The following is a 26,380-nucleotide window of genomic DNA, read 5'->3' as shown; positions in this document are numbered from 1 at the left end:
TACCTCTCCACCGCCGCCAAACACGGCAGGCACTTCTTCGACACCCTCGTCATGCTCGCCGAGGGACGGCCCTGGCTGCCCGCACCCCAATGACCTGACTAGTTACCAGAGGTTAAGAGAAACCTCCTGCCCGCGAGGGGGTTCGAACGAACTCGCAGCAATACACTCGATCGGAGTAGCAGTCGCGAACAGCCAAGGAGCGTGTCCGCGCCACTTCTGGTCGGAGGTTGCGCGACGCAGAAGCGCGGAGGCCCCACGGGAAATTGAAATGATCATGGTCGTCACGGCCGCGTCTCCCCCGCCGCCCGTCCGGACCAGGCACACTGCCCGGATGCGGACGGTGCGCACGCTGGTACTGGTTGCGATCACGACGATGGCGTGCGGGGCACCCACTGCTGCGCCACCCGCGCCTCCGGCGCCCGATCCGGCGCTACCCTCCCGGCTCGTCACCGACGTCACCGGCGACGGCGCGTTCGCGCACCTGAGCGAGCTGCAACGCATCGCCGAGGCCAACGGCGGCAACCGGGCGCTCGGCACGCCCGGCTACGACGCGAGCGTCGAGTACGTGGCCACCGCGCTGCGCGATGCCGGCTACGACGTGCAGACACCCACGTTCACCGCCCGGCAGTTCGAGGTGCGGCAGGAACAGCTCGCGGTCGAGGGCGAGGCCGTTCCGGTCTCGGCCCTCGGGTTCTCCCCGACGACGCCCGATGCCGGGGTCACCGGTCCGCTGGCCCTGATGGCGGGCGAGGGGTGTGCACCGGAGGACGCGGCGGGCGTCACGCCCGGGTCGGTGGCTTTGGTGCGCCGCGGCACCTGCACGTTCGCCCAGAAGGCGGCGCACGCGGCCGGGGCGGGCGCGGTCGGCCTCATCGTGATCAATGCCGAGGACGTGCCGCTGGTCGACGGCACCCTCGGCGAGGGCGCCACCGGCGTGGTGCCCAGCGGCGGCGTGAGCCGGTCCGCGGGTGACGCGCTGGCCGCGCGCGCCGGTGCGAGCGTCACGCTGACCCTGGTCACGGCGGCGACGGAGGCCCAGAGCCGCAACGTCCTGGCCCAGACCCGCACCGGAAACCCGGACGAGGTGGTCGTGGCGGGCGGGCACCTGGACTCCGTGCCCGAGGGACCCGGCATCAACGACAACGGCTCCGGCGCCGCCGCCCTGCTGGAGACGGCGGTGCGCCTCGGCGGCTCGCCGCCGGTGGCCAACGCGGTGCGGTTCGCGTTCTGGGGCGCCGAGGAGGTGGGCCTGGTCGGCTCCACCTCCTACGTGAACGGGCTCCCCGAGCCGGAGCGCGCCCGCATCGCGCTCTACCTCAACCTCGACATGGTCGCCTCCCCGAACGCGGGGTACCTGGTCTACGACGGCGACGACTCCGACCGCACGGGCGCAGGCCCCGGTCCTGCCGGCTCCGCCGTCGTGGAGCGCGCGCTCGTCGAGGGCCTGGCCGCGGCCGGCGTGACGTCCGCGGGCACCGACTTCACCGGCCGCTCCGACTACGGCCCCTTCATCGAGCACGGCATCCCGGCGGGCGGGTTGTTCACCGGCGCCGAGGAGGTCAAGACCCCCGAGCAGGCGCAGCAGTGGGGCGGCACCGCCGGGCAGCCCTACGACCCGTGCTACCACCAGGCCTGCGACCGCCTCGACACGGTGGACCGCACCGCGCTGGACCGCAACACCGATGCCATCGCCGCCGCGCTGGCCCGCTTCGCCCTGTCGACGGAAGAGCTGACCAGCGGCTGAGCCGCCACCGCGGCGGCACTCCGGGCACGGTCGGGGCTCCCGGTGCGGTCGTCGGAGCCGGACGACCACGGGAGACGATGTCGGAACGGGCGGACGACTCCGCGCCGACCGGCATGGAGCGGATCAGCGGAGTGGGAGCTCGCCCGAGCCGCGACGGATCAGCGTCGTCGGGACCAGGCGGACGCCCGGTGGCCCGGCGTCGCCGCCGATACGGGCGAACAGCAGGGTTGCCGCGGTCCGCCCGATCGCGGCCGGATCCTGGGCCACCACGGTGATGCCCGGAGAGAGCAGGTCGCCGAGCAGGACGTCGTCGAACCCGACGAGCGCAACGGACCGCTCCGCGCCCAGCCTGCGCAGGGCCCGCACCGCCCCGATCGTGATGAGGTTCTGCGCGGTGAACAGGGCGGTGGGCGGGTCGGGCCGGGCCAGCAGGGCGGTGACGGCGCCGTCGGCATCGGCCGATTCGCGCAGGTCGTGCACCACGAGGCCGGGGTCGAGGGGCAGTCCGAGCGACGCGATGGCGTCGCGGTAGCCCGCGAAGCGCTGCTCTGCGGTGCGGATGGAGCGCCGGTCGCCGAGGAACGCGATGCGCCGGTGCCCCGCGGCTGCGAGGTGCCGCACGCCCTCCGCGGCGCCGAGCGCGTTCGTGGTGATCACCGAGTCTGCGGCGAGGTTGCGCGCCTCCCGGTCCACGCAGACGACCGGAGTGCCGGTGGGGAGCTCGTTCATGAGGTAGGACTGGTCGTCGCCCGCCGGGGCGAGCACCAGCCCGTCGGCCCGCCGCGCGCCGAACTCGCGGGCCAGTGCCCGCTCCCGCGCCGGGTCCTCGTCGACGCTGGCTGAGAACACGACGACACCGCGTTCCCGCGCCTCGTTCTCGACGGCCCGCTGCACCGCGGCCGAGAACGGGTTGGCGACGTCCTCGAGCAGCAAGGCGATCGCCGACGTCCGGCCGTCGGTGCGCAGGAGCCGGGCGCCCGGATGCGGGTGGAAACCCAGCTCGTCGATCGCCCGCTGCACCCGGACGGCGAGCGCCGCGGAGACACCCGGCTCGTCGTTGACCACGCGCGACACGGTCTTGAAGCTGACGTCGGCGAGCTGGGCCACGTCACGCATGGTTGGGCGGCGGCGCCGCGCCGGGACGCTCTGCACGTTCGCCAGCATGACCCCCGCATGCTGACATCGTTGTCACCGTTACCTCTTCGTTACGAGCAGTTGCACGATGAGGGCTTGTGGACCGGGGGCGATGGGCACCAAGGTTTCGACAACGTTGTCTCCACGTCAGTGCTGACGAGAGGTCATGCGATGAACCAGGCAGGGACGGCCCGCAGGCGGGCCACCTCACTCGCCGTCGGGGCCGTGGCGGTCCTCGCACTCGCCGCGTGCGGTGGCGGGTCGGAGCCGGGCGGCGGAGGAGACGGCGGCGACCGGCCGATCGTCGGCCTCATCACCAAGACCGACACCAACCCGTTCTTCGTCAAGATGCGCGAGGGTGCCCAGCAGGCAGCCGACACGCAGGGCGTCGAACTGCAGAGCTTCGCGGGCCGACAGGACGGCGACAACGAGTCGCAGGTACAGGCCATCGAGACCCTGATCTCGGCTGGTGCGGCCGGTTTCATGATCACGCCCAACGACTCAGCGGCGATCGTGCCCACGCTCGACCGCGCACGGCAGCAGGGCCTGCTCGTCATCGCACTCGACACCCAGACCGAGCCGCCGGACGCCGCGGACGCCACCTTCGCCACGGACAACTTCCAGGCCGGACTGCTCATCGGGCAGTGGGCCAAGGCGAGGTTCGAGGCCGAGGGGAAGCAGGCCAAGATCGCGATGCTCGACCTCTCGCCGAACCGGCCGACCGTCGACGTCCAGCGCGACCAGGGCTTCCTGCAGGGCTTCGGGATCGAGGTGGGCGACCCCACGCAGATCGGCGACGAGTCCGACCCCCGCATCGTGGGCCACGACGTCACCGACGGCGCCGAGGAGGGCGGCCGCACAGCGATGGAGAACCTCCTGCAGAGCGACCCGTCGATCAACCTCGTCTACACGATCAACGAGCCGGTCGCGGCCGGAGCGCACGAGGCGATCAAGGCCGCCGGCCGGGAGAACGACATCGAGATCGTCTCCGTCGACGGCGGCTGCCCCGGCGTCGAGAACGTCGAGGCCGGGATCATCGGGGCCACCTCGCAGCAGTACCCGCTGAAGATGGCGGCACAGGGCGTGGAGGCGCTGGCCGCCTTCGCCAACGACGGCACGAAGCCGCAGGCCACCGCGGGCAAGGACTTCGTCGACACCGGCGTCACGCTCATCACCGACGAGCCGCAGCCGGGCGTCGAGTCCCAGGACACGGCATTCGGGCTCGAGAACTGCTGGGGCTGATCCGCGTGACCGACCACACCGGAGGCCCGGTCGCCGCGGCGACCGGGCCGCAGCCCCACGGGTTCGACGAGCGGCCGGCCGCGACGCCGGTGCAGCGGCTGCAGCACGTCCTGCACGCCCGGCCCATCCTCGGCCCGCTGGCCGTTCTCCTGCTCGCGATCATCGCGTTCTCGCTGGTGAGCGACCGCTTCCTGACCGCGGCCAACCTCGGGCTCGTGATGCAGCAGGTCACGGTGATCGCGGTGCTCGCCCTCGGTCAGACACTGGTGATCCTCACCGCCGGCATCGACCTCTCCGTGGGCGCGATCGCCGTGTTCTCCTCGATCATCATGGCCAGCCTGGCCACCGACCTGGGCATGCCCGGCGTTCCCGCCCTGGTGCTCGGTATCGCGTGCGGCACCGCGATGGGGGCGTTCAACGGCTTCCTGGTGACGCGGATCGCGCTCCCGCCGTTCATCGTCACCCTGGGCACGCTCTCGATCTTCTTCTCGCTCAACTCGGTGGTGTCCCGGAGCGAGACCGTCCGCGGCACGGACATGCCGTCGATCATGACCTGGACCGGCATCACGTTCCCGATCGGCGACTTCCGGATCACCTACGGGTCGATCATCATGCTGGCGCTCTTCGCGTTCTTCTACTACGCGCTCGGGTACACCGCATGGGGCCGGCACGTCTACGCCACGGGCGACGACATCGAGGCCGCGCGCCTCGCCGGCATCCGCACCGGCCGGGTGCTGTTCTCGGTCTACGCCGTGGCAGGGCTCGTCTACGCGATCGGTGCGTGGGTCCTGATCGGCAGGCTCGCGTCGGCGAGCCCGAACGTCGGCATCGAGTACAACCTCAACTCCATCACGGCCGTCGTGCTCGGCGGCACCAGCCTGTTCGGCGGCCGCGGGCTCGTGGTCGGCACGCTGGTCGGCGCGCTCATCGTCGGCGTGTTCCAGAACGGGCTGCAGCTCGGCGGCGTCGACGTCGTGTGGCAGGGCTTCGCGATCGGCCTGCTGGTCCTCGTGGCCGTGTCCATCGACCAGTGGATCAGGAAGGTCCGCGCATGACGACCACAGTCCGGAAGCCCGTGCTCGAGGCGCGCGGGCTCGTCAAGCGCTACGGGCCGGTCACGGCGATCGCGAGCGGGGACCTCGAGCTCTATCCCGGCGAGATCCTCGCGATCATCGGCGACAACGGTGCCGGCAAGACCAGCCTGATCAAGGCGCTGTGCGGGGCGCTCATCCCGGACGCGGGCGAGATCCTGCTGGACGGCGAGCCGGTGCACTTCCGCAGCCCGATGGACGCCCGGCGCGCCGGCATCGAGACCGTCTACCAGACCCTCGCCGTCGCGCCGGGGCTCGACATCGCCGACAACCTGTTCCTCGGCCGCGAGGAGCGCAAACCGGGCGTCCTCGGGTCGGTGTTCCGGATGCTGGACCGCAAGCACATGCGGGCCGAGGCGACGCGGCACATGGCCGACCTCGGCATCACGACGCTGCAGAACATCGGGCAGGCCGTGGAGAGCCTGTCCGGCGGGCAGCGACAGGGGGTTGCGGTCGCGCGGTCGGCGGCGTTCGGCAGCAAGGTCGTGATCCTCGACGAGCCGACGGCGGCCCTGGGCGTCAAGGAGGGCAACCGGGTGCTGCAGCTCATCCGGGACGTCCGCGACCGCGGCCTGCCGGTGATCCTCATCAGCCACAACATGCCGCACGTGTTCGAGCTGGCCGACCGGATCCACATCCAGCGGCTCGGCCGCCGCGCCACGGTGATCACGCCGCAGTCGCACACGATGACCGAAGCGGTGGCGATCATGACGGGCGCGGCGGAGCCTCCCCCGCCGGTCGGGGCGCGGGCCGGCTAGTCGTACTCACCGATGACCCACCACCTCCCCTCCCGGCAGAGGAGCAGCAAGGCTCCACTGTCGTCGAGGGAGACCTGCAGGCGGCTCGCCGCGGCGCTGCCCGGTGTCCACCACCGCTGCTGCACCGGCCACGGCCCGGCCCACCCCAGCACCTCCAGCGGTGCGCCGCCGTCGACCACGACGTGCCGCGGGGCCGCGGTGAGCAGGTCGGGCGCATCGAGCCGGACCGCGCTGCCGTCGGCGGCGGTCAGTTCGGCCGGGAGGGGCTTCGGCGGCACCGTGGCCGGCGACGGCGCCGGCAGCCGGCCCGGCCAGGACGGCGGCGGCTCCCGGACCGCGGGGCGCCCCGTGGGCTGCCGCGGCGTGGGGACCCGTCGGCGCCGGTTGGTGGAGCGTCTGCGCACCGTCTCGGGCAGGTCGGCGGCCGAGACCCGGCCGGTGAGGCGCACGACGTCCTCGGGCCATCCGGCGGGGGCCACGAGCTCCCCGCCGGACGCCCCGGAGTGCGTCCAGGCCCCGGATCCGCGGGCCCCCGCGCCCGCATCGGGACCGGCGCCCGGCCGGGTTGCGATCCCACCGGTCCGAGGCTCCGGATCGGCGGCCACCAGGACCTCCTGCACGGGCGCGCCGTCAGGAGGTGGGGGCGCCGGGAGGCCGAGGTCGCGGTCGTCGCCCCACGGCACGAGCCGCACCTGCTCGGCCGGGTCGCGCCCGCCCACCAGCACGGCGGTGACCACCGACTCCGGCCCGAGCAGCGCCTGCACCCGCACCAGCGCCCGCCCGGCGCGCTCTCCCGCCTCCCCGACATCACCCCACAGGCCCAGCTGCAGGGCACCGGCGGTGACGGTCTCCTCCGGGACGAGGCGGAGGCGGGCCACCGCGCCGTCGCCGGCCTCGTCGGAGGCGATGTCCTCCCCGGCGCGCCGGCGGCGCGTGAGCCACGCGTCCAGCTGCCAGCGGACGCGGTCGACCGTGCCGGCCGGGGTGAGCGGCTCCGCGCAACGCCAGATGCGGTGCAGCTCCTCGCCGCCCACGGTGCGCGCGGCGACGCCGAGCCGGGTGCACGAGAGGCCGTGTGCGGCGAGCGTGCGGTGCAACTGCTCGGCCAGCCCGCGGGCGGCGAAGGCGGCGGCATCGACGCGGTCGACGGGCGGGTCGAGCTCCACCTCGACCGTGAGTTCCTCCGGCGCCGCGCGACGCACGGGCGGCCGCGGGTCGAGCCCGCGGGCGAGCCGGTGACAGTGCACGGCGTCGGCTCCGAACCGGGAGGCGACATCCTCGGCGTCGAGCACGGCGAACGCCCCCATGCTGCGCAGGCCCAGCCGGCGCAGCAGCCCGACCAGCTCGGAGCGGTCGAGGTCGGGCTCGCGGTCCAGCTCCTCGACGCCCAGCGGCGCCAGGAAGGCGGGGGTGTCCCCGGGCGCGACGGCCAGGGCGCGCCGGGCCGCGAGCACAGCGGCGAACAACCCGTCGGCCACCCCCACCTGGCACTCCACGCCCGTGCGCGCGGCAACCCGGTCGACCAGGGCCTCCGCGGCCTCCTGCTCCCCGCCGAACCAGCCGACCGGGCCCTGCGCGGCCAGCGCCACCAGCCCCGGCCGGACGACCTCCACCCCCGGCGCCAGCTCCTCCACGGCCAGGACGACCGGCTCGAACGCGCGGGCGTCGCGGTCGGGGTCGCGGTCGAGCACGGCGAGCTCGGGGCACCGGGCCTGCGCCTCCCGCCTGCGCAACCCGCGCCGCACCCCCTGCCCCCTGGCCACCGCCGAGCACGCCAGCACCCGGTTGGCGACGACCACGGCCGCGGGCCGGTGCACCGGGACGTGCGCCGCGATGGCCGCTGCGGTGACCGGCCAGTCGGGCGACCACAACGCGAGCACGCGCGCCGCCCCGCCCTCCGCCGCACGCACCTGCGCGGTACCGCACACATCGCGGGCCGTGTGTGCGGGCTCCGGGAGGTGTGTGCCGCCGGCGGCCGGGTGTGCGCCGCATCCACCGTTCGCTCGCTGACGCTCGCTCACCCTGCCACCCGCTCGACCTGGCGCCCCCCGCCGATCCGCTCCACGCCCTCCCGGTGGGGAGCGGCCACCGCTCCGCCGGGCGCCGGCAGCAGCACGCCGGCCGACCGGCCCACCGGGGCGACGCCGCGCCCGCGCGACCGCACCCGGACCTGCCGCGCCTCCAACCGACCGGCCCCGGCACCCAACCCCTGCCACCGGGCGTCGCTGCAGCTCAGCTCCACATCGGCACCCGGCCACGCCCCGAGCGCCACCAGCACCGACCCACGCTGGCGGGCTCGCGCCGCCAGCCGCTGCCGATCGGCGGCGCGCACCCCCGCCCGCTCCGCCCCCGCGACCGCCACGACGTCCATCCCGTCGAGCAGGGCGACGGTGACGGCCATCAGGTCGGCCCCCGGATCGGGGACCAGGGCCAGCCGCTCCAGCCGCACCCCCGCCTCGGCGGCCGCCAGCAGCCCGAGCCCCGGCCTGCCGACCACGGCCGCCCACGCGCCTGCGCCGGACGCCTCCGCGAGGAGCGCGAACAGCAGCGACGTGGCGGCCGGAGCGGGCGGGAGCGCGACCGTGGCCCCGCGACGCAACCCGCCACCGGGCAGCAACCGGGCCAACGGCTCGGCCACCGGCAGCACCCGTCCGTCGGATTCGGGAGCGGCCACCGGCCGCACACCCCCGGACCGGCTCTCGACGCGCCGCAGCACCCCGCGCGCGAGCTCCAACCGGCTCGCCGGATCGACCGAGCCCCTGGCCTCGACAACAGCTCCACCCACGCACGCCTCCCGCGTTGGTCGGCCGCGGGGAGACGGCGATCGAACGTGTGTTCGATACTAGCGGGATCCGGCCCTGGACTCAAGCAGGGCTCACACCCATGCCCCAACCGCCCACCTTGGAGCCGACCTGCACCGGGAGGATCAGGGCTGCGTCGTGTCGTTCACCGCGGCGTGGAGCGCTGCCCATTCCTGCGCCCCCAGGTCCCGGGGACGCGTACCGGTGTCGAGCCCGTGAGCGGCCAGCCAGCGACGCGGAGCCGGCAGCGCCCGCCGGACGGCGGGGAGCAGCCGGTCACCCCGGAACGCCTCGCGGACCAGCCGCTGGTAGGCGGCGCGTTCCGCGAGCGGCACCAGCGGCTCGGGGCGGCGGTGGAGCACGAGGATGCCGCCGTCGACCGCCGGGCGCGGGCGGAACGCCGACGCCGGGACGCGGCCGGCGAGCGAGAACTCGTACCAGGGCCACCAGCTCGCGGTGAGCAGGGTCGTGCCGCCGACGGCCGCGCGCTTGCGGGCGACCTCCCACTGCAGGAGCAGCACCGCCGTCGTCCACGCTCGCTGGGCCAGCAGGTGCCGCAGCACCGGTGTCGTGATGCCGAACGGCACGTTCGAGACGACGGTGGGGGCGCCGTCGAGCCGGAACCGCAGCATGTCCGCCTGCACGACGCGGACGCGCCCGCCGAGCGCCCGGCGCAGCCCGGCGGCACGGCCGGGGTCGAGTTCGACGGCCGTGACGTCGCCGTCGCGGCCGGCGAGCCGTCGCGTGAGGGCGCCGTCACCGGCACCGAGCTCGACGACCGGACCGGGTGGCACCAGCGCGGCGATGCGGGCCACGACGCGGCCGTCGACGAGGAAGTTCTGTCCGAGTTCGTGCCGTCCGCCGACGGCGGGACGGGAGGAAGAGGGCATGCGGGGACCTGCGCTTCGCATCGATCACAGACGGGGGGTCCGGATCGGACGCGCGCAGAGCGGAACGGCCCGAGGGCGGGGATCAGCTGCGCGGCGTCCGAGCGTCGCGCCGCAGCCGTATCGAGGCGAACATGCGGATCACGCTACCGGCGGCCGCCACCGGATTTCCGTCCGTGATCAGCCGCTGAGCCCGACGAACGAACCGCGGCCTCGTTCGTTCGTCCGGGAGCGACACCCCGGACCGGGCCGTCAGTGCGCGAAGTGCCGGGTGCCCGTGAAGTACATCGTGACGCCCGCCGCGGCGGCCGCATCGATCGAGAGCTGGTCGCGCACCGAGCCACCCGGCTGCACGACGGCCCGCACACCGGCCTCGAGCAGCACCTCCAGCCCGTCGGCGAACGGGAAGTAGGCGTCGGAGGCCGCGACCGAGCCGCGGGCGCGCTCGCCCGCGCGCTGCACCGCGAGCCGGCACGAGTCGACCCGGTTGACCTGGCCCATCCCGATCCCGACCGCGGCACCGCCGGACGCCAGCAGGATCGCGTTCGACTTCACCGAGCGGCACGCCCGCCACGCGAACGCGAGGTCCGCGAGGACGTCGGCGGGCGCCGCCTCACCGGTGGCCGGCGTCCACGTCGCCGGGTCGTCGCCCGACGCGTCCACGGCGTCGCGCTGCTGCAGCAGCAGGCCACCCGAGATCGGCCGCAGCTCGGCGCCGCTGCGCTCGACGGCGCCGGGCAGCCGCAGCACGCGGACGTTCTTCTTCCGCGTGAGCACCTCGAGCGCGCCGTCGGCGTAGGACGGGGCGACGACGACCTCGGTGAAGATCTCCGCCACCTGCTCGGCCATCGCGACGCTGACCTCGGTGTTCGTGGCGATCACCCCGCCGAACGCGCTGACCGGGTCGGTGGCGTGCGCCCGGCGGTGCGCCTCGGCGACGTCGGCACCGACGGCGATGCCGCACGGGTTGGCGTGCTTGATGACCGCGACACAGGTGCCCTCGTGGTCGTGCGCGGCGCGCCAGGCGGCGTCGGCGTCGACGTAGTTGTTGTAGGACATCTCCTTGCCGTGCAGCTGCTCGGCCGCCGCGAGGCCGGGCCGCCCGGAGACGTACAGCGCCGCCGCCTGGTGCGGGTTCTCGCCGTAGCGCAGGGTGGCCGCGCGGTCCCAGGTGGCGCCGACCCACGACGGGAACGCCGCGGCTTCCTCCTCGGGCGCGAGCACGTCGCCCATCCAGGACGCCACGGCGACGTCGTAGGTGGCGGTGTGCCGGAAGGCCGCCGCGGCGAGCAGTCGCCGGTCGTCCAGCGCGAAGCCGCCGTTCTTCACCTGCTCGAGCACCCAGACGTACCGGGCGGGCTCGACGACGACGGCCACGCTGTCGTGGTTCTTCGCCGACGCCCGGACCATCGCGGGGCCCCCGATGTCGATCTGCTCGACGCACTCGGCGGGCGTGGCACCGGAGGCGACCGTCTCGGTGAACGGGTACAGGTTCGACACCAGCAGGTCGAACGGGGCGATCTCCAGCTCCGCGAGCTGCGCGACGTGCGCGGGGTTGCGGGTGTCGGCGAGCAGGCCTGCGTGCACGCGCGGGTGCAGCGTCTTGACGCGCCCGTCCAGGCACTCCGGGAACCCGGTGAGCTGCTCGACGGGCGTGACCGGCACGCCGGCGTCGGCGATCCGCTGCGCCGTGGACCCCGTGGACACGATCTCGACACCGAGCCCGTGCAGGCCTGCGGCCAGCTCCGCGAGCCCGGCCTTGTCGTAGACGCTGATCAGGGCACGCCGGACCGGCCTGCGCTCGCTCAGCGCTGATGGTTCGCTCGCGCGCTCGCTCACGGAATGGTCACCTCTCGTCCGGTCACGGTGGCCCCTTCGCGAGCCAGCGCGGCGACGGTGCCGACCAGCAGCCGTCGCTCCTCGATCTTGATGCGTTCGTGCAGGGTGTCGACGGTGTCACCGGCCTCGACGGGCACGGCGCTCTGCGCGAGCACCGGGCCGGTGTCCACGCCGTCGTCGACGAGGTGGACGGTGGCTCCGGTGATCTTCACGCCGTACGCCAGCGCGTCGGCAGGCCCGCGCACCCCCGGGAACGACGGCAGCAGCGCCGGATGCGTGTTGACCATCGGGCAGCCGACCCCCGACAGGAAGCCCGGCCCGAGGATCTTCATGAAGCCGGCGCTCACGACGAGGTCGGGGCGGTGTTCGGCCACCGTCTTGGCGATCGCGGCGTCCCAGGACGCGCGGTCGGCGTGGTCGGCGACGCGCACGGTGAACGTCGGCACCCCGGCCCGGCGGGCGCGCGCGAGCCCTTCGATGTCGGCGCGGTCGGAGCCGACGGCCACGACCTGCGCCGGGTACCCGGGCTCCGTCGCGGCGTCGAGCAGCGCCTGCAGGAGGGTGCCCGACCCGGACACGAGCACGACGACCCGGGCCGGTGCGGGGATCTCGACCCGGTACGAACGGCTCGGCGACGCGGGCACGCGGGAGCTCCTCGAAGGGTCGGGGGATCACCTCTGACGATGCCCAGGGTAGGCGGCGGTGCAGGTCACACCGCCCCCGGACCTGCTTCCCGCGACGTGATCAGCGCGCGGCCGCGGAGTCGACCACCGGTCAACGCTCGCCGTCGGGTGGCGCCGCCTCCCGCGCGGCCTCCTCCTGTGCCCGCAGCGCGACGAGCTCGCCGACCGTCTGGGGGCCCTGCGGCTCCGGGACGGGCGGCTCCGGGACGGGCGGCTCCGGGGCGGGCGGCGCGGTGACCTGCTCGCGCCGGCGGCGGCGCCACGGCAGGAACGAGGTGCGCCCGGCGCGGGGGTGTGTGTCGCCCGCCGGCTCCTGCCGCTCGCCCGCAGACCGCTGGGCCGCGCGGCTTCCCGCGTCCCGCTCGGTGCGCACGCGCTCGCGCCGGCGCGGGTCGTGCTGCTCGACCCGGGATCCGGCCCGCCGCGACGCGCTCGGCGCGGTGTCGCCGTCGGAGCGCTGCGCCCGCGGCCCCTTCCCGCGCTCGACGCCACTCCGTCGCTGCGCACCGGAACCGTCCTGCGCCTCGGCCTTGCCCCGACGCGCGCCGCGCCGCGCCGCCTCGGCAGCACCGGCACCGGGCGAGCGCGCGGTCGCACCGGGCCGGGAGCGCGTACCCCGACTCGTGTCGCCGGCCTCCCTCGCGCCGCTCCCGGCCCCGCCCTCACCGGACGCGCCGCCTTCCCGCGAGGTCCCTGCGGAGTCCTCATCAGGAGCGTCGTCCTCAGGAGCGTCCTCCGAAGGTTCCTCCGGGTCCTCGTCCGGCTCGTGCTCGCCCGCCTCGGAGGTCGCGGGTTGGTCGCCGACCTCCTCCTGATCGGCGCCATGGTCGGCGCCATGGTCGGCGCCATGGTCACCGATGTCCGCGTCGTCCTCGTGGTCGTTCTTGCGGTCGTTCTTGCGGTCAGGAGCGGCGCGGTCCGCTGCCGGCGCGCCGGCCGGGCGCAGCACGGAGATCAACATTACCGGCACGCCGACCCACAGCAGCGTGGCCGGGACCAGCAGCTCGACGGGAAGCCGCACCGGATCGAACGGCCCGGTCGCGAGTCGCCCGCCCGCCATCACCGAGAGCACACCGACGGTGGCCGCGCTGAGGCCGACAGCGGCGAGGGCGGCCGCGAACCCGTGCTGCGCGGTCGCTGCGCGTCGCACCGCGATCCCGGTCAGCACACCGACACCCAGCGGCAGCAGGAACGCGCCCAGCGCCCACACCGGCGGCATCCCGCTCGGGAGGGCGGCCAGCAGCGGGAAGCTCGACGGCTCCGCGGTGTGCGTGACGAACGGCGACGCCGTGGCGGCTCCCACGGCGACGCCCGGGCCCAACGCCCAGCTCACGCCCGCGACGACGGCGTTGGGCAGGTACGCGCCCGCCAGCAGCGTGACACCGACACCGGCCCCGAATCCGGGCGCCAGCCGCGCGTAGGCGGCCGCCACCGCGTCGGCCTGCAGGACCAGGCCGGCGAACAGCACCAGCGCTCCGGTGAACGCCAGCCCGGTGAGCGCCACGGCCGCGCCGTGCAGCGCAGGGCGCACCCACCCGGGGAGCCGGGCGGCCGATTCCGGCGGCAGCCCGCAGGCCCGCACGACCCCGAGCAGCGCGGCGCCGGCGGCCACCAGCCCGCCGCCGACCATCGCCGACCACGGGGCCACCGCGACCTCGGCCGCCCGCGGGAGCAACGCGCTGCCCAGCACGGCGACGGCGGCGTGAGCGCCCGCGAGCGCTGCGACCACGGCACCGGCATCGTGCCGCGGGCGTCCCCCGAGGCGACGGACCGACCACCCCGCCCCGAACGCGATCACCGCGATGATCCCGGCGGTCGGCAGCAGCGGCAGCATGCTGAGCGGCTGCCCCTCGAGCACCAGCGGGATCTGGTGCGCGGCGATCCAGAGCGGGATCGCCGCGGCGAACGCCCCGTCGATCGACACCGCACCGCCGGCCGTGGCGATCACCACGGCGGCGGAGGGGACGAGCAGGGCGTAGCTGAGCAGGACGGTCCCCATTGCGCCCGCGAGCAGCAACCGCAGGCGATCGAGGCCCTCGACACCGCCGGCAGAGGGTTCGGGCTCCGGCTCGGGGTGCGGTTCGCGGTCGGTGCCGGCGAGGGTGCTCGTCACCCGCTCAGGGTTGCAGCGCTACCCGTGCGGGTGGTGCAGGCGCGCCGCCGGGCCCCTGTGGGAGCCGCCGGACTAGTAGCCGCCGTTCTGCTGGTTCGGACGCTGCTCGCCGGACTGGATGATCTGCGTCTGGTCGACGCTCGTCTGCTCCGGGTCACCCTGCTCCGAGCGCCCCTGCGCCTGCGGGGCCGCACCGGTCGACTCGGCGGGCTGTGCGGGAGCACCGGAAGCCAACGGTGTGCCTGGAGCGCTCGGGGTGTCGGCGCTGCTGTCGGTGGAGCCGCCGCCGTACCAGCTCGGAGTGCCCGCAGGTCGCCCGCCGGACTCGCTCTGGCCCTGGCCCTGAGCCGGAGCGGGGGCCTGGCCCCATGGCGCCTGCTGCTGCTGGCCGTAGCCGGCGGGAGCGCCGTAACCCTGCTGCCCGTAGCCCGGCTGACCGTACTGACCCGGCTGGCCGTAACCGGGGGCAGCGCCGTAGCCGGGCTGCTGGCCGTACCCCTGCGGGTACTGGCCGTAGCCCGGCTGCTGGCCGTACCCCGGCGGGTACTGGCCGTAGCCGCCCGGCTGGCCGTACCCCGGGGGTGTGCTCGCCCGGGGCGCCGGCGCCTTCACCAGGCCCGCGTCCAGCAGCACCGCGCCGATCACGGCGACGGTCTGCAGGAAGGCGAGGACGAGCGCGATGATCACCGGGGTGGGCGAGGAACCGCTCGTGACCATCTGCAGGAACAGCAGGGTGCCGGTGGTCACCATCACCGCGGACGGCACGAGCACGCGCCCGACCTTCGGCAGCAGGGTCGATCCCGCGAGCAGACCACCGCCGACGAGGAGAACCCCGATGAACGTGGTGGCCAGCCCCAGGTCGAGGAAGCCGATCAGGTAGATCACGAGGCCGAGGCCGGCCGTGACGAGCGCGAGGAGGCGCGCCGGTCCGGGTGCGAGCTGCGACTCTGAGGCGGACGGGGTTCCCGAGCTCGACGTGTCCGATGATGTGGAACCCGACGTGGCCGGCGTCGACGACGCGGCCCCGGGTGTTCCCGGTTGCTGGCTCATGGAACGAACTCCCCTCGTGCGGACTCCCGCGGTCCGGCGCAGGCGGCGGTCGGAACGCTAGTCCATCGTGCAGGTATCGGCGTGGGCGGGCGATCAGCCCGCGCCGGCGGGTTCGGACACCTCGCACAACCCACTTTCCACGTTCCACCACCGCGTGCAACCGATCCTCCTCAGGAACGGCACGTCGTGGCTCGCGACGACGACCGCCCCGCGGAAGGCTCGCACCGCCTCGGTGAGCCGCTCCACGCTGTCGAGATCGAGGTTGTTCGTCGGCTCGTCGAGCAGGAGCAGTTGTGGCGGCGGCTCCGCGAGCAGCAACCGGGCCAGCACGACCCGGAACCGCTCGCCGCCCGACAGGGTGCGCACCCGGCGCTCGACGGCATCGCCGTGGACCCGGAAGCGGGCGAGCCCGGCCCGCACCCGCTGCGGATCGGCGTCCGGAGCGGCCGCACGCACCGCGTCGAGCACCCGTGCGGCGTCGTCGAGCACGTCGAGCCGCTGCGGCAGGTAGGCGAACGGGACCGCCGGTGCGAGCCGGCGCAGCAGCGTGGTCTTGCCGCTGCCGTTGCCACCGAGCAACCCGATCCGTTCGGGGCCGCGGACGACGTGCCCGTCCACCTCGAGGGCCGTGCGCCCGGCCGGGAGAGCCGTCCCGGGCAGGTCGATGCGGATGCGGTCGTCGTCCCGGACGGCCGCCTCGGCCGCACGCAGATCGGCACGGGCACCGGCGAGCCGCTGCTCGTGCGTGATCCGGTACTTGCCCGCGGAGACCTGGGCCTCCTGCCTGCGCTGGTTCATGATGACCTTGGGGCGGCGCTTGTTCGCGTGGTCGGTGGCGGCGTAGCGGGCGCGGCGGTCGAGCGCGATCCGCGCTTCGGCGAGCTGCCGCCGTTCGCGGCGCAGCCCGGTCTCGGCCACCCGGACGGTCCGCTGGGCCGCCTCCTGCTCGACGGCCAGCTGCTCCTCGTACTCCGACAGCGTTCCTCCGAACAGCCGCACCGCGCCGTCACGCAGCTCGGCGACCGCGTCCACGAGCTCCAACAGCTCCCGGTCGTGGCTCACGACGACGAGCACGCCCGGCCAGCCGGCCACGGCGTCGTACAGCAGCTCGCGGGCCCGCCGGTCGAGGTTGTTGGTCGGCTCGTCGAGCAACGTGATCGACGGGCGGCGCACGAGCAGGCCGGCCAGCCCGGTGAGCACGGCCTCGCCGCCGGACAGCCTGGCGACCTCACGGTCCAGGTCGGAGGGCAGGCCGAAGCGGGCGAGCTCGGCCGTGGCGCGCTCCTCGACGTCCCAGTCGACGTCCCAGTCGATGTCCCGGTCGACGTCCCAGTCGTCGCCGGGGGCCGGGACGTCCCCGGCCTCGACCGCATGCAGCGCGGCCCGCTGCGCGGCGATGCCGAGCAGTTCCGCGACGGTGCGCCGGGGGTCGAGGGCCACGTCCTGGGGCAGGTACCCGACGTCACCTGCGGTGTGGACGGTGCCCGCGTCGGGCACGAGCAGGCCCGCGACGAGCCGTAGCAGCGTGGACTTGCCCGATCCGTTGGCACCGACGAGGCCGGTCCGGCCGGCACCGAACGCGAGGTCGAGATCCTGCAGGACGGGGGTGCCGTCGGGCCAGGAGAAGGACAGGCCGGAGCAGACGACAGCAGGGGATGACACGGGCGGACACCTCACGGACGAACCGGGACCCGCCGGGCAGAGCCACGGGCGCGGGCAGGGAGGTGTCAGGAGCGCACGGTTCGACGCTAACAGCGCGAGCGCTCTAACGCAACCTGGGTCGCATTAGTGGGCTCGACCCTTCATGCAACAAAGGCCACCTCCCCGCGGCGTGACGCAGGGAGGTGGCCTGTGCGGCGATCGCTACGCGCTCGCCAGGATGTCCTTCATCAGCTGTGCGGTCTCGCTGGGGGTCTTTCCGACCTTGACGCCCGCGGCTTCCAGGGCGTCCTTCTTGGCCTGCGCCGTGCCGGCGGAGCCGGACACGATCGCCCCGGCGTGGCCCATGGTCTTGCCCTCCGGGGCGGTGAACCCGGCCACGTACCCGACCACGGGCTTGGTCACGTTGGCCTTGATGTAGTCCGCGGCGCGTTCCTCGGCGTCGCCGCCGATCTCGCCGATCATCACGATCGCCTTCGTGTCCGGGTCGGCCTCGAACGCGGCGAGGGCGTCGATGTGGGTGGTGCCGATGACCGGGTCGCCGCCGATGCCGATCGCGGAGGAGAAACCGTGCTCGCGCAGCTCGTACATCATCTGGTAGGTCAGCGTGCCGGACTTGGACACCAGCCCGATCGGGCCGGCACCGGCGATGTCGGCCGGGATGATCCCGGCGTTCGACTTCCCGGGCGAGATGATGCCGGGGCAGTTCGGGCCGATGATCCGCGTCTTGTTGCCCTTGGCGCTCGCGTGCGCCCAGAAGAACGCCGAGTCGTGCACCGGGATGCCCTCGGTGATCACCACCGCCAGCGGGATCTCGGCGTCCACGGCCTCGATGACCGCGTCCTTGGCGAACTTCGGCGGCACGAACACCACCGACACGTCCGCGCCGGTCTCCTTCATCGCCTCCTCGACCGTGCCGAACACCGTGAGCTCCTTGCCCCCGATGGTCACGGTCGTGCCGGCCTTGCGGGCGTTGACACCGCCGACGATGTTCGTGCCGGCCGCCAGCATCTTCGTGCTGTGCTTGGTGCCCTCACCGCCGGTGATGCCCTGGACGATGACCTTGCTGTTCTCGTTGAGAAAGATCGACATGTCAGGCTCCTGCCGCGGCCAGCTCGGCGGCCTTGTCGGCCGCGTCGTCCATCGTGCCCACCTGGGTGACCAGGGGGTGGTTCGCCTCGTCGAGGATCCGGCGGCCCTCCACGACGTTGTTGCCGTCCAGGCGCACCACGAGCGGCTTGGTGGCCGCGTCACCGAGGATCTTCAACGCCTCGACGATGCCGTTGGCCACCGCGTCGCAGGAGGTGATGCCGCCGAAGACGTTGACGAACACGCTCTTCACGGCCGGGTCGCCGAGGATGACGTCCAGCCCGGCGGCCATGACCTCGGCGGAGGCGCCGCCGCCGATGTCGAGGAAGTTCGCCGGCTTCACACCGCCGTGCTTCTCGCCGGCGTAGGCGACGACGTCCAGGGTGCTCATGACCAGACCGGCACCGTTGCCGATGATGCCGACCTCGCCGTCGAGCTTGACGTAGTTGAGGTCCTTGGCCTTGGCCTTGGCCTCGAGGGGGTCCTCGGTGCGCTCGTCCACCAGGTCGGCGTGGCCGGGGTGGCGGAAGGCGGCGTTCTCGTCGAGGGTGACCTTGCCGTCCAGGGCGACGACCTTGTCCTGCGGGTCGCGCACCAGCGGGTTCACCTCGACCAGCGTGGCGTCCTCCGCGACGAAGGTCTCCCACAGCTTCACGATCACGTCGGCGGCCTGGTCGGCCACGGCGGCCGGGATCTTGCCCTGGGCGACGATCTCGGCGGCCTTCGCGCGGTCGACACCCGCGATCGAGTCGATCGGCACGCGCGCGAGCGCGTCCGGGCGCTCGACAGCCAGCTGCTCGATCTCCATCCCGCCCTCGGCCGAGCACATCGCCAGGAACGTGCGGTTCGACCGGTCCAGCAGGAACGAGAAGTAGTACTCCTCGGCGATGTCGCTGGCCTCGGTCACCAGCACGCGGTGCACGGTGTGGCCCTTGATGTCCATCCCGAGGATCGCGCCGGCCTTCTCCTGCGCCTCGTCGGGCGTCTCGGCCAGCTTGACACCGCCGGCCTTGCCGCGACCGCCCGTCTTGACCTGCGCCTTCACGACGACCGCGGTGCCGATCTCGGCGGCCGCGGCACGTGCCTCTTCCGCCGTCTCCACGGTCCGGCCCGGCAGCACCGGGACTCCGTGCGCGGCGAAGAGCTCCTTCGCCTGGTACTCGTAAAGGTCCACTCGGCTCTCTCCCTGCCCACTCCGCTTGTGCGATGCGGGCCTGGAGCCCGCCACGTCCGCTGCCGCAGCGACCCTAGCGACGTCGGCCGCACCCGCCCTGACCTGCCCGGGTGATCGCAGTCACCCGGTGGCCGTCCTGCTCGGCGATCCTGCTGCGGCACCGACGTCGACGACCTTCTAATACGTGACGTCGGTCACTCGACACCTCCGGGCGACCAGCGTGCCGAGCCCCGGCTCCCCGCCACGATGGACCGAACGCCCGGATGCGCTCGACCGTTGTGACCAGGCCGACAGCTACTGACGGGTCACTCCGCACCCATCGGCGCCGCTTCGCCATGCCCATCCTGACGCAGCGTCGACAACACCGGTACACGGCGCGAGGAGTTGCTCGTCCCAGACCCACCTCGCTACCGTTCTCGAGTCCGTGTCACAGCCCGATCACGGCGGCGGTGACGACCCCGATCGTCATCAGGGATCCCCAGCCCGCGCCGCCACGGACCGGAGCACGGACATCCGGTCAGTCGAGAAGGGCAGGTCTTGGCGCGCCACCGCTCCCCCAGCGGCGCCCAGGCAGACGATTCGGGACCCACGACGCCCCTGCGCGTCGTCGACGTCCCGGGCGTTCATCGTCTCCCGGCGCCCCCCGCGGCGTCGCTGCGCGGCATGGCCACCATGGCCGCTGTCGCCGCAGGGGCGGTGGTGGCGGGCGGCCAGACCGTGGCCACGACGTTCACCGAGGAGCCGGTCCGGACGGTCAGCGCGCTCGTCCCGGTCGCCCAGTCCACCGACGCGGAGGGCGGGGCGGCACAGGCCGACCCGGCAGCCGCATTCGGCGGAGCCATCGGTGGCGACCAACTCCTGCCCGATCCGCTCTCGCTCGAGGTCCGCGACACCCTCGACGCGTCGGAACAGGTGGACGTCCAGAGCCTCGCGAAGGCCGTCGACATCGGGCGCGAGCTCACCCGGCAGGCGGCGCTCATCGAGTCCGCGCTGTCCCACGGCGCCTCCCAGGCGAACCTGTACGGCGACACCACCTACGTGCGCCCCGCAGACGGGAACCTCACCTCGGTGTTCGGCAGCCGATGGGGCACCTCGCACCAGGGCATCGACGTCGCCGGGCCGATCGGCACCCCGATCTACGCCCTCACCGACGGTGTCGTGGAGGAGGCGGGGCCTGCCACCGGGTTCGGCCTGTGGGTGGTGCTGCGCCACTCCGACGGGACGCAGAGCGTGTACGGCCACGTCAACCGCATGTTCGTGGACGTCGGGGACGAGGTGGAGGCGGGCGAGGAGATCGCCGAGATCGGCAACCGCGGCCACTCCACCGGACCCCACCTGCACCTGGAGATCTGGACCGCCGACGGATCCAAGATCAACCCACTGACCTGGATGCGCAAGCGGGGCCTCGACTACTGAATCCCGGCTCGCAGGCTGTCCGGGCGCTCACTCGCAGTGGGTCCGGCGCCGAGCCCGACCTCCCGCGCCGAAGGTGGTCGAGTGGGCACGACTACCGAGTCGGGGCGCGGTGTGCGTTGATCCCGAGAAACCCTGGTGTGCGGCTCACACCGCGCGCCCCGGGCCGACGGTGTGCCGGCCCTACAGCTTCTGCAGGGGTACGCCGCCGATGAGCATCAGCCGGACCGTGCCCGCGCTGCCGAAGTCGATCAGCACCCGTTGGGTGGACTTGTCGGACTCCACCACCGTGCCCAGACCGTACTTGTCGTGGTTGACCCGGTCGCCCACGTCGAGCGAGATGCTGGCCTTCATCGCTGCCTTCGGCACGTTCCAGGAGCCGCGGTCGGTGGCCCCCGGGCGCTTGCCGAACCCGAACCGCCCGACCGGCGCCGAACGCTCCGGCTCCGCGCGCCGCCAGTCGACCAGGTCGTCGGGCACCTCGGCGAGGAAGCGCGACGCCGGGTTGGCGTTGGGCTGTCCGAACGACGAGCGGATCATCGCCCGGGTGAGGTAGAGCCGCTGCTGCGCCCGCGTGATGCCGACGTAGGCCAGGCGCCGCTCCTCGGCCAGCTCGGCCGGATCGCCCATGGCCCGCATGTGCGGGAACACGCCGTCCTCCCAGCCGGTGAGGAAGACGATCGGGAACTCCAGACCCTTCGCGGTGTGCAGGGTCATCAGCGTGACCATGCCTTCGTCGTTGTCCGGGATCGAGTCGGCGTCGGCGACCAGGGCCACCCGTTCCAGGAACGCCGCCAAGGAGCCGGGCGCGGGCGCGCCCACCTCGACGTCGGAGTCGTCCAGGTCGGCCACCGCGGCATCACCCGCGAACTCGCGCGCCACGGTGACGAGCTCCGCGAGGTTCTCCCGCCGCGAGCCGTCCTGCGGGTCGTCGCTCGCCTCCAGCTCGGCGGTGTAGCCGGTGCGCGCGTAGACGGCCTCGAGGATCTCCGCGGTCTCCTCCCCGCGCGCCACCAGCTCGTCGAGCTCGTCGAGCAGCCGGACGAACGCGGCGATGCAACGCTGGGAGCGGGTGGCCAGCCCGGAGATCCGCTCCGGCTGCTCGGCCGCGGTCCGCAGCCCTGCGGCGAACGAGATGCGCTCCCGGTCGGCGTAGGCGGCGACGATCTCCTCGGCCCGCTCGCCGATGCCCCGCTTGGGGACGTTGAGGATGCGGCGCAGGCTGACCGTGTCCTCCGGGTTGGACAGCAGCCGCAGGTACGCGATCGCGTCGCGCACCTCCTTGCGCTCGTAGAACCGCACGCCGCCGACGACCTTGTACGGCAGCCCGACGCGCATGAACACGTCCTCGAAGACGCGGGACTGCGAGTTGGTGCGGTAGAAGACGGCCACGTCGGAGTTGCGGACCTCGCCGGAATCGACGAGCCGGTCGATCTCCTGCGCCACGAACGCGGCCTCGTCGTGCTCGTTGTCGGCGACGTAGCCGACCACCTTCGCGCCGTCGCCCTGCTCGGACCACAGGCGCTTGTCGCGGCGGTCCGGGTTGCGCGCGATGACCGCGTTGGCCGCCGTGAGGATGCGCTGCGTGGAGCGGTAGTTCTGCTCCAGCATGATGGTGCGCGCGTCCGGGAAGTCCTGCTCGAACTCGATGATGTTGCGGATGTTCGCGCCGCGGAAGGCGTAGATCGACTGGTCCGAGTCGCCCACCACGCACAGCTCGCCCGGCGCCACACCGTCGGCGGCCGGGGCCACCAACTCGCGCACCAGCACGTACTGGGCGTGGTTGGTGTCCTGGTACTCGTCGACGAGCACGTGGCGGAACCGGCGCCGGTAGTACTCCGCCACCGCCGGCAGCCGCTGCAGCAGCGCCACCGTCTCCATGATCAGGTCGTCGAAGTCGAACGCGTTGGCGGTGCGCAGGCGCGCCTGGTAGACGCCGTAGACCTCGGCGACCTTGCGCTCGTACTCGTTGCTCGCGCGCTCGGCGGCGTCATCCGGCGAGAGCAGTTCGTTCTTGAGGTTCGAGATCTGCGCGGCCACGCCGCGGGCGGCGAACTTCTTCGGGTCGAGCTCCAGGTCGCGAGCCACCAGACCGACGAGCCGGCGCGTGTCGTCGGCGTCGTAGACCGAGAACGCGCTGCGCACCCCCAGGTGCTTGGCCTCGCGCCGCAGGATGCGCACGCACATCGAGTGGAACGTGGACACCCACATCGCGTTGCCACGGCGCCCGACCAGCGCGTCGACACGCTCCTTCATCTCGGCGGCGGCCTTGTTGGTGAAGGTGATCGAGAGAATCTCGCCCGGGTGCACGCCGCGCTCGGCGAGCAGCCAGGCGATGCGGTGGGTGAGCACACGCGTCTTGCCCGACCCCGCCCCGGCGACGATCAGCAACGGCGAGCCCGCGTGGACCACCGCCTCGCGCTGGCGGGAGTTGAGCCCCTCCAGCAGCGCCGCACCGCGCTCGGTGCGGGGGTGGACGGGGTTCTCCGTGGGCAGTTCGAACAACGCACTCATCGTGCCCGAAGGTTACCGCCGCTCCCCGACAGCCCTCCGATGTGGCACACTGCTGGCGTGCCGCTGATCAGTCGTCGATTTTTCTACGGGTACCGGACACCGGTTCCCGTGACAGGCTGACCAGCCCCAGCCCCGACCACGCCCCGGAGTCCATCGGACCCGGGGCGTTCGCGCGTCACGGGCCGGGCCGGGCACCGCCAGGAGGAGACCGTGACAGTGACCGAGAAGACCACCGGGAAGACAGCCGCGGAGCCCGCGTCGCCGGCTCCCGAGCCCGCCGCCGAACCCGACATCGCCGAGCTGCGCGTAGAGATCGACCGGCTGGACGCGGAGATCCTGCGGCTGATCAAGCGCCGCACCGAGGTGTCGCAGACGATCGGCAAGGCGCGGATGGCCGCGGGAGGCCCGCGCATCGTCTACAGCCGGGAGATGGCCGTGCTCGCCCGTTTCCGCGACCTCGGCAGTGAGGGCCGTGACCTCGCGCTCCTGCTCCTGCGGCTGGGCCGCGGCCGCCTCGGGGGACGCTGAGCTCCGCGGCGGCAGCACCCGCCTGGAGGCGTGCCCGGAACTTCTCGGGCGGTGAGCGGCGCGGACAGCCGTGTTCGTGGCACTCTTGGTGCATGGGTGCGGTGTTCGGGATCGTCGCAGCAGTGATCGCCCTGGTCGGCCTGATCGTCGCGCTCGGGCACGTCGGCTACCTGGCGCTGCTGAACAACGCGGCGAAGAAGCGTGGGCTCTCCGGTGGCACCACCACCGACTACGTCAACAGCCGTTGGAAGGTCGCGGGTGGCACGGCGGGCGTCGCCCTGCTGGGCCTGCTGCTCACCTCCGGCGACACGGTGCCGATCGACATCGTCGGCCTGTTGCTCGGTGGTGGCGCCGGCATCTACGCGAAGCAGGCGCTCGACTCCACGCGTTCGCGGTTCCGCAGCCTCCCCTGAGCCGCCGCGGGCCGCGCCGCTCGCCGATCCCGCGGAAAATCGCCGCAACCGATCTCGAAACGATCACGGGACCGATTCCGGAGTCGACCGGCAAGCGCTTCCACTCGGCGCAGCGGAAGTCGGGCCGAGCGGGGCGCTCCGGCCGACGGGCGGCAACGGCGCGCGACGAGCGGCACAGCAATCGGGCGAGCGGTCGGTAATGGTCGCTGAGCGGAAATAGGCCGTTCGGGTGACGCGCGACGAGCGGATGAATGACACTTGGTACCCGACATCGGCATCCGGTAGACATTCCAGCGTCCGTTCACTCCAAGGGAGGACGTCTCGCTGTGGCTCAGCTGCTGACCCGAAGTGGATCAGATGCACCTGCGACGGAGGTGCTCACCGTCGCTGATCTGTTGAGCCGCAATGCGCCCGTCCCGCCCACCTTCGAGGACGACGTCGAGGAGCCCGCCACCGCCGGGATCTCGGTCGGTTCCCTGCTGCGCCGCGAGGGCCGCGCTCCCCACGCCGTGGACCGCCCCGTCCAGCCGCGCCCGCACCAGCAGGCCACCGACCCCGACGACGCGCAGCGCGCGGGCCGACACGCCATGGTGCGTCGCGGCGCGATCGCCGCCGGCGCGCTCCTCGCCGTGGGTTCGGTGTTCGGCGCCGCGATCCTCACCGACGTGGTGCCCACCGGCAACGACGTGCCGGCCGGCGGCAACGGCAGCACCGAGGACGAGGGCTCGTACCCGGGTCAGGGGCTGCTCGACCAGCAGGACCCCGCCGCCACACCCCCCACCGTCACGATCGACCAGGCCGCCACGGCAGATCCGCTCGACGCCGGCACCGCGGCCCCCACGAACTGGGTCCCGGTCGCGTTCCCGGCAGCTCTCGCGGGCGCGTCGGGCACCGAGGCACCCGACTCGGCCGCCGGCTCCGGCGGCGATGCGAGCGGCACCGGCGGCGAGGACAGCGCCGCCACCGCGTCGGACGGCTCGGGCGAGACCGGGCGCACCACCTCCGACGGTGCGAGCTCCGACGACGGCAAGGCCGCCGACACGAAGAGCGCGAGCACGTCCGACAGCTCCGGCGGTGACGACGAGCGCCGGTCCGAGGACACAAGCCGCTCCAGCAGCAACTCCGACGATTCCGGGGACGAGGGCGACGACGACAGCGGGCTCGGCGGCACGGTCGCCGACACCGTGAACGGCCTCACCGGGGCCCTCGGTCTCAGCAGCAGCGACGACGGCGACGACAAGAAGCGCAGCAGCGACGACAGCAGCAACGACGACGGCAGCAACGACGACGGCGATGACGAGGGTGACGAGGACTCCCGCTCCTTCAGCCTCTTCTCCGCCGGCGATGAAGACTCGTCCGCTCCCCAGGAGGACGACACGAAGTCGAGCGGCGACAACGACGATCGCAGCGACGACAGCGGTGACAGCAGCGATGACAAGAGCGACAGCAGCGATGACGACAGCGACGGGGACAAGGGCGACGACGGTGACGACGGTGACGACGGCGGGCTCGTCGACACGGTCGGCGACACCGTGAGCGGTCTGCTCGGCTGAGCCCCGCCCTCACCGCCCGGAGCCGGTCACACGAGGCGCCGGTCGGAGGCCCACCTCGAGAGCTCGTAGCGGTTCGAGAGCTGGGTCTTGCGCAGAACGCTCGACACGTGCGTCTCCACCGTCTTGACGGAGATGAACAGCTCCCCGGCGATCTCCTTGTACGCGTAGCCGCGCGCGAGCAGGCGCAGCACGTCGCGCTCGCGGCGGGTGAGCAGATCCAGCTCCGGGTCCCCCGGCGGAGCGGCACCGGGCCGGTCGGAGAACACGTCCAGCACGAAGCCGGCCAGCCGCGGCGAGAACACCGGGTCGCCCGACTTCACCCGCCGCACCGCATCTGCCAGCTCCCGGCCGGAGATCGTCTTCGTGACGTAGCCGCGGGCGCCCGCGCGGATCACCGCGATCACGTCCTCGGCGGCGTCGGACACCGACAGCGCCAGGAACACCACGTCGGGCAGCTCGGGCCGCAGCTGCCGCAGCACTTCCGCGCCGCCCCCGTCGGGCATGTGGACGTCGAGCAGCACGACGTCGGGGCGCAGGTGCCGGATCGCGGCCACCGCCTCGTCGACGGACCCGGCCTCGCCCACCACCGTGACGTCCGGGACGTGCCGGTCCAGCTCGGCGCGCACACCGGACCGGAACAGCCCATGGTCGTCCACGAGGAAGACGCGGATCGGCGCTTCCATCGGCTCGCTGCT

At 73.4% G+C, this 26,380-nt stretch carries 21 protein-coding genes; 8 read left to right on the top strand and 13 right to left on the bottom strand.

Annotated features, from left to right (window positions below; translation table 11 throughout):
* The first annotated feature begins 331 nt into the window (after positions 1 to 331).
* Entirely contained in the window at positions 332 to 1,744 is a 1,413-nt protein-coding gene (locus tag CFP66_RS21015; RefSeq protein WP_158228162.1) for a M28 family metallopeptidase, read from the top strand.
* Between the two features lie 123 nt (positions 1,745 to 1,867).
* Here CFP66_RS21015 and CFP66_RS21010 read toward each other — a convergent pair whose 3' ends face one another.
* Positions 1,868 to 2,908, bottom strand: a complete 1,041-nt coding sequence (locus CFP66_RS21010) for a LacI family DNA-binding transcriptional regulator (protein WP_094926817.1) — start codon at positions 2,906 to 2,908, stop codon at positions 1,868 to 1,870.
* 141 nt (positions 2,909 to 3,049) lie between these two features.
* Between CFP66_RS21010 and CFP66_RS21005 the strand changes: the two genes are divergently transcribed.
* From CFP66_RS21005 to CFP66_RS20995, 3 genes are read left to right on the top strand one after another with little or no spacing between them, the layout of a single operon-like run.
* The gene (locus CFP66_RS21005) at positions 3,050 to 4,120 is read left to right on the top strand and encodes a sugar ABC transporter substrate-binding protein (protein WP_094926816.1); all 1,071 of its coding nucleotides are present in this window, start codon (positions 3,050 to 3,052) and stop codon (positions 4,118 to 4,120) included.
* 5 nt (positions 4,121 to 4,125) lie between these two features.
* The gene (locus CFP66_RS21000; RefSeq protein WP_233159581.1) at positions 4,126 to 5,175 is read left to right on the top strand and encodes an ABC transporter permease; all 1,050 of its coding nucleotides are present in this window, start codon (positions 4,126 to 4,128) and stop codon (positions 5,173 to 5,175) included.
* Complete coding sequence (locus CFP66_RS20995; RefSeq protein ID WP_094926815.1) at positions 5,172 to 5,969, top strand: ATP-binding cassette domain-containing protein; 798 nt, start codon at positions 5,172 to 5,174, stop codon at positions 5,967 to 5,969. Before CFP66_RS21000 ends, CFP66_RS20995 begins: the two co-directional genes overlap by 4 nt.
* Here the strand turns inward: CFP66_RS20995 and CFP66_RS20990 are convergent.
* The 10 genes from CFP66_RS20990 to sucC all read right to left on the bottom strand — a co-directional run bounded on the left by CFP66_RS20990 (position 5,966) and on the right by sucC (position 19,264).
* Positions 5,966 to 7,879, bottom strand: coding sequence for a DNA polymerase Y family protein (locus tag CFP66_RS20990; protein WP_233159579.1), 1,914 nt, complete (start codon positions 7,877 to 7,879; stop codon positions 5,966 to 5,968). The two genes, CFP66_RS20995 and CFP66_RS20990, sit on opposite strands and share 4 nt — an antisense overlap.
* Before the next feature lie 107 nt (positions 7,880 to 7,986).
* Positions 7,987 to 8,754 carry a hypothetical protein gene (locus tag CFP66_RS20985; RefSeq protein WP_233159578.1) on the bottom strand — a complete coding sequence of 256 codons (768 nt, stop codon included), beginning with the start codon at positions 8,752 to 8,754 and terminating at the stop codon, positions 7,987 to 7,989.
* 141 nt (positions 8,755 to 8,895) lie between these two features.
* Positions 8,896 to 9,660 carry a 23S ribosomal RNA methyltransferase Erm gene (erm, locus tag CFP66_RS20980; RefSeq protein ID WP_094926813.1) on the bottom strand — a complete coding sequence of 255 codons (765 nt, stop codon included), beginning with the start codon at positions 9,658 to 9,660 and terminating at the stop codon, positions 8,896 to 8,898.
* 249 nt (positions 9,661 to 9,909) lie between these two features.
* Positions 9,910 to 11,496, bottom strand: a complete 1,587-nt coding sequence (gene purH, locus CFP66_RS20975) for a bifunctional phosphoribosylaminoimidazolecarboxamide formyltransferase/IMP cyclohydrolase (protein WP_233159577.1) — start codon at positions 11,494 to 11,496, stop codon at positions 9,910 to 9,912.
* Positions 11,493 to 12,140 carry a phosphoribosylglycinamide formyltransferase gene (gene purN / locus CFP66_RS20970; protein ID WP_094926812.1) on the bottom strand — a complete coding sequence of 216 codons (648 nt, stop codon included), beginning with the start codon at positions 12,138 to 12,140 and terminating at the stop codon, positions 11,493 to 11,495. Before purN ends, purH begins: the two co-directional genes overlap by 4 nt.
* 130 nt (positions 12,141 to 12,270) lie before the next feature.
* On the bottom strand, positions 12,271 to 14,292 hold the full coding sequence (locus CFP66_RS20965; protein ID WP_094926811.1) for a DUF6350 family protein: 2,022 nt from the start codon (positions 14,290 to 14,292) through the stop codon (positions 12,271 to 12,273).
* Positions 14,293 to 14,364: 72 nt separating this feature from the next.
* On the bottom strand, positions 14,365 to 15,342 hold the full coding sequence (locus CFP66_RS20960) for a DUF5336 domain-containing protein (RefSeq protein ID WP_094926810.1): 978 nt from the start codon (positions 15,340 to 15,342) through the stop codon (positions 14,365 to 14,367).
* A 93-nt stretch (positions 15,343 to 15,435) separates the two neighbouring features.
* The gene (locus tag CFP66_RS20955; RefSeq protein ID WP_158228161.1) at positions 15,436 to 17,004 is read right to left on the bottom strand and encodes an ABC-F family ATP-binding cassette domain-containing protein; all 1,569 of its coding nucleotides are present in this window, start codon (positions 17,002 to 17,004) and stop codon (positions 15,436 to 15,438) included.
* A 201-nt stretch (positions 17,005 to 17,205) separates the two neighbouring features.
* Complete coding sequence (gene sucD / locus CFP66_RS20950; protein WP_094926808.1) at positions 17,206 to 18,093, bottom strand: succinate--CoA ligase subunit alpha; 888 nt, start codon at positions 18,091 to 18,093, stop codon at positions 17,206 to 17,208.
* 1 nt (position 18,094) lies between these two features.
* A complete protein-coding gene (sucC, locus tag CFP66_RS20945; RefSeq protein ID WP_094926807.1) occupies positions 18,095 to 19,264 on the bottom strand; it encodes an ADP-forming succinate--CoA ligase subunit beta in 1,170 nt (389 codons plus the stop codon).
* A gap of 663 nt (positions 19,265 to 19,927) precedes the next feature.
* Here sucC and CFP66_RS20940 point away from each other — a divergent pair.
* Positions 19,928 to 20,680, top strand: coding sequence for a M23 family metallopeptidase (locus tag CFP66_RS20940; protein WP_233159576.1), 753 nt, complete (start codon positions 19,928 to 19,930; stop codon positions 20,678 to 20,680).
* A gap of 180 nt (positions 20,681 to 20,860) precedes the next feature.
* On the opposite strand, the gene pcrA is transcribed toward CFP66_RS20940, so the two are convergent.
* Entirely contained in the window at positions 20,861 to 23,191 is a 2,331-nt protein-coding gene (pcrA, locus tag CFP66_RS20935; protein ID WP_094926806.1) for a DNA helicase PcrA, read from the bottom strand.
* 210 nt (positions 23,192 to 23,401) lie between these two features.
* Here pcrA and CFP66_RS20930 point away from each other — a divergent pair, with 210 nt between their 5' ends.
* From CFP66_RS20930 to CFP66_RS20920, 3 genes are all read left to right on the top strand, one after another.
* The gene (locus tag CFP66_RS20930; protein WP_369805118.1) at positions 23,402 to 23,719 is read left to right on the top strand and encodes a chorismate mutase; all 318 of its coding nucleotides are present in this window, start codon (positions 23,402 to 23,404) and stop codon (positions 23,717 to 23,719) included.
* A gap of 92 nt (positions 23,720 to 23,811) precedes the next feature.
* Entirely contained in the window at positions 23,812 to 24,132 is a 321-nt protein-coding gene (locus tag CFP66_RS20925) for a hypothetical protein (RefSeq protein ID WP_198961569.1), read from the top strand.
* A 395-nt stretch (positions 24,133 to 24,527) separates the two neighbouring features.
* Complete coding sequence (locus tag CFP66_RS20920; RefSeq protein ID WP_143517326.1) at positions 24,528 to 25,685, top strand: hypothetical protein; 1,158 nt, start codon at positions 24,528 to 24,530, stop codon at positions 25,683 to 25,685.
* 26 nt (positions 25,686 to 25,711) lie between these two features.
* Here the strand turns inward: CFP66_RS20920 and CFP66_RS20915 are convergent, their stop codons facing one another.
* Positions 25,712 to 26,368 (bottom strand): response regulator transcription factor, encoded by a 657-nt coding sequence (locus CFP66_RS20915; RefSeq protein ID WP_094926845.1) that lies wholly within the window; start codon positions 26,366 to 26,368, stop codon positions 25,712 to 25,714.
* Positions 26,369 to 26,380: the final 12 nt, after the last annotated feature.

Origin of the sequence: Pseudonocardia sp. MH-G8 (assembly GCF_002262885.1) — a bacterium.
In the GTDB taxonomy this organism is placed as follows: Bacteria; Actinomycetota; Actinomycetes; order Mycobacteriales; family Pseudonocardiaceae; genus Pseudonocardia.
Note: the sequence above shows the minus strand (reverse complement) of the source record. Positions and strands in the feature narration are given on the sequence as shown.

Excerpts from the sequence above, each read along its gene's own strand:
- CFP66_RS21005 (WP_094926816.1), top strand. The coding sequence starts at position 3,050 with ATGAACCAGGCAGGGACGGCCCGCAGGCGGGCCACCTCACTCGCCGTC.
- CFP66_RS20940 (WP_233159576.1), top strand. The coding sequence starts at position 19,928 with ATGGCCACCATGGCCGCTGTCGCCGCAGGGGCGGTGGTGGCGGGCGGC.
- CFP66_RS21010 (WP_094926817.1), bottom strand. The coding sequence starts at position 2,908 with ATGCTGGCGAACGTGCAGAGCGTCCCGGCGCGGCGCCGCCGCCCAACC.
- CFP66_RS20915 (WP_094926845.1), bottom strand. The coding sequence starts at position 26,368 with ATGGAAGCGCCGATCCGCGTCTTCCTCGTGGACGACCATGGGCTGTTC.
- CFP66_RS21015 (WP_158228162.1), top strand. The coding sequence starts at position 332 with ATGCGGACGGTGCGCACGCTGGTACTGGTTGCGATCACGACGATGGCG.
- CFP66_RS20960 (WP_094926810.1), bottom strand. The coding sequence starts at position 15,342 with ATGAGCCAGCAACCGGGAACACCCGGGGCCGCGTCGTCGACGCCGGCC.
- sucD (WP_094926808.1), bottom strand. The coding sequence starts at position 18,093 with ATGTCGATCTTTCTCAACGAGAACAGCAAGGTCATCGTCCAGGGCATC.
- erm (WP_094926813.1), bottom strand. The coding sequence starts at position 9,660 with ATGCCCTCTTCCTCCCGTCCCGCCGTCGGCGGACGGCACGAACTCGGA.
- pcrA (WP_094926806.1), bottom strand. The coding sequence starts at position 23,191 with ATGAGTGCGTTGTTCGAACTGCCCACGGAGAACCCCGTCCACCCCCGC.
- CFP66_RS20925 (WP_198961569.1), top strand. The coding sequence starts at position 23,812 with ATGGGTGCGGTGTTCGGGATCGTCGCAGCAGTGATCGCCCTGGTCGGC.
- CFP66_RS20995 (WP_094926815.1), top strand. The coding sequence starts at position 5,172 with ATGACGACCACAGTCCGGAAGCCCGTGCTCGAGGCGCGCGGGCTCGTC.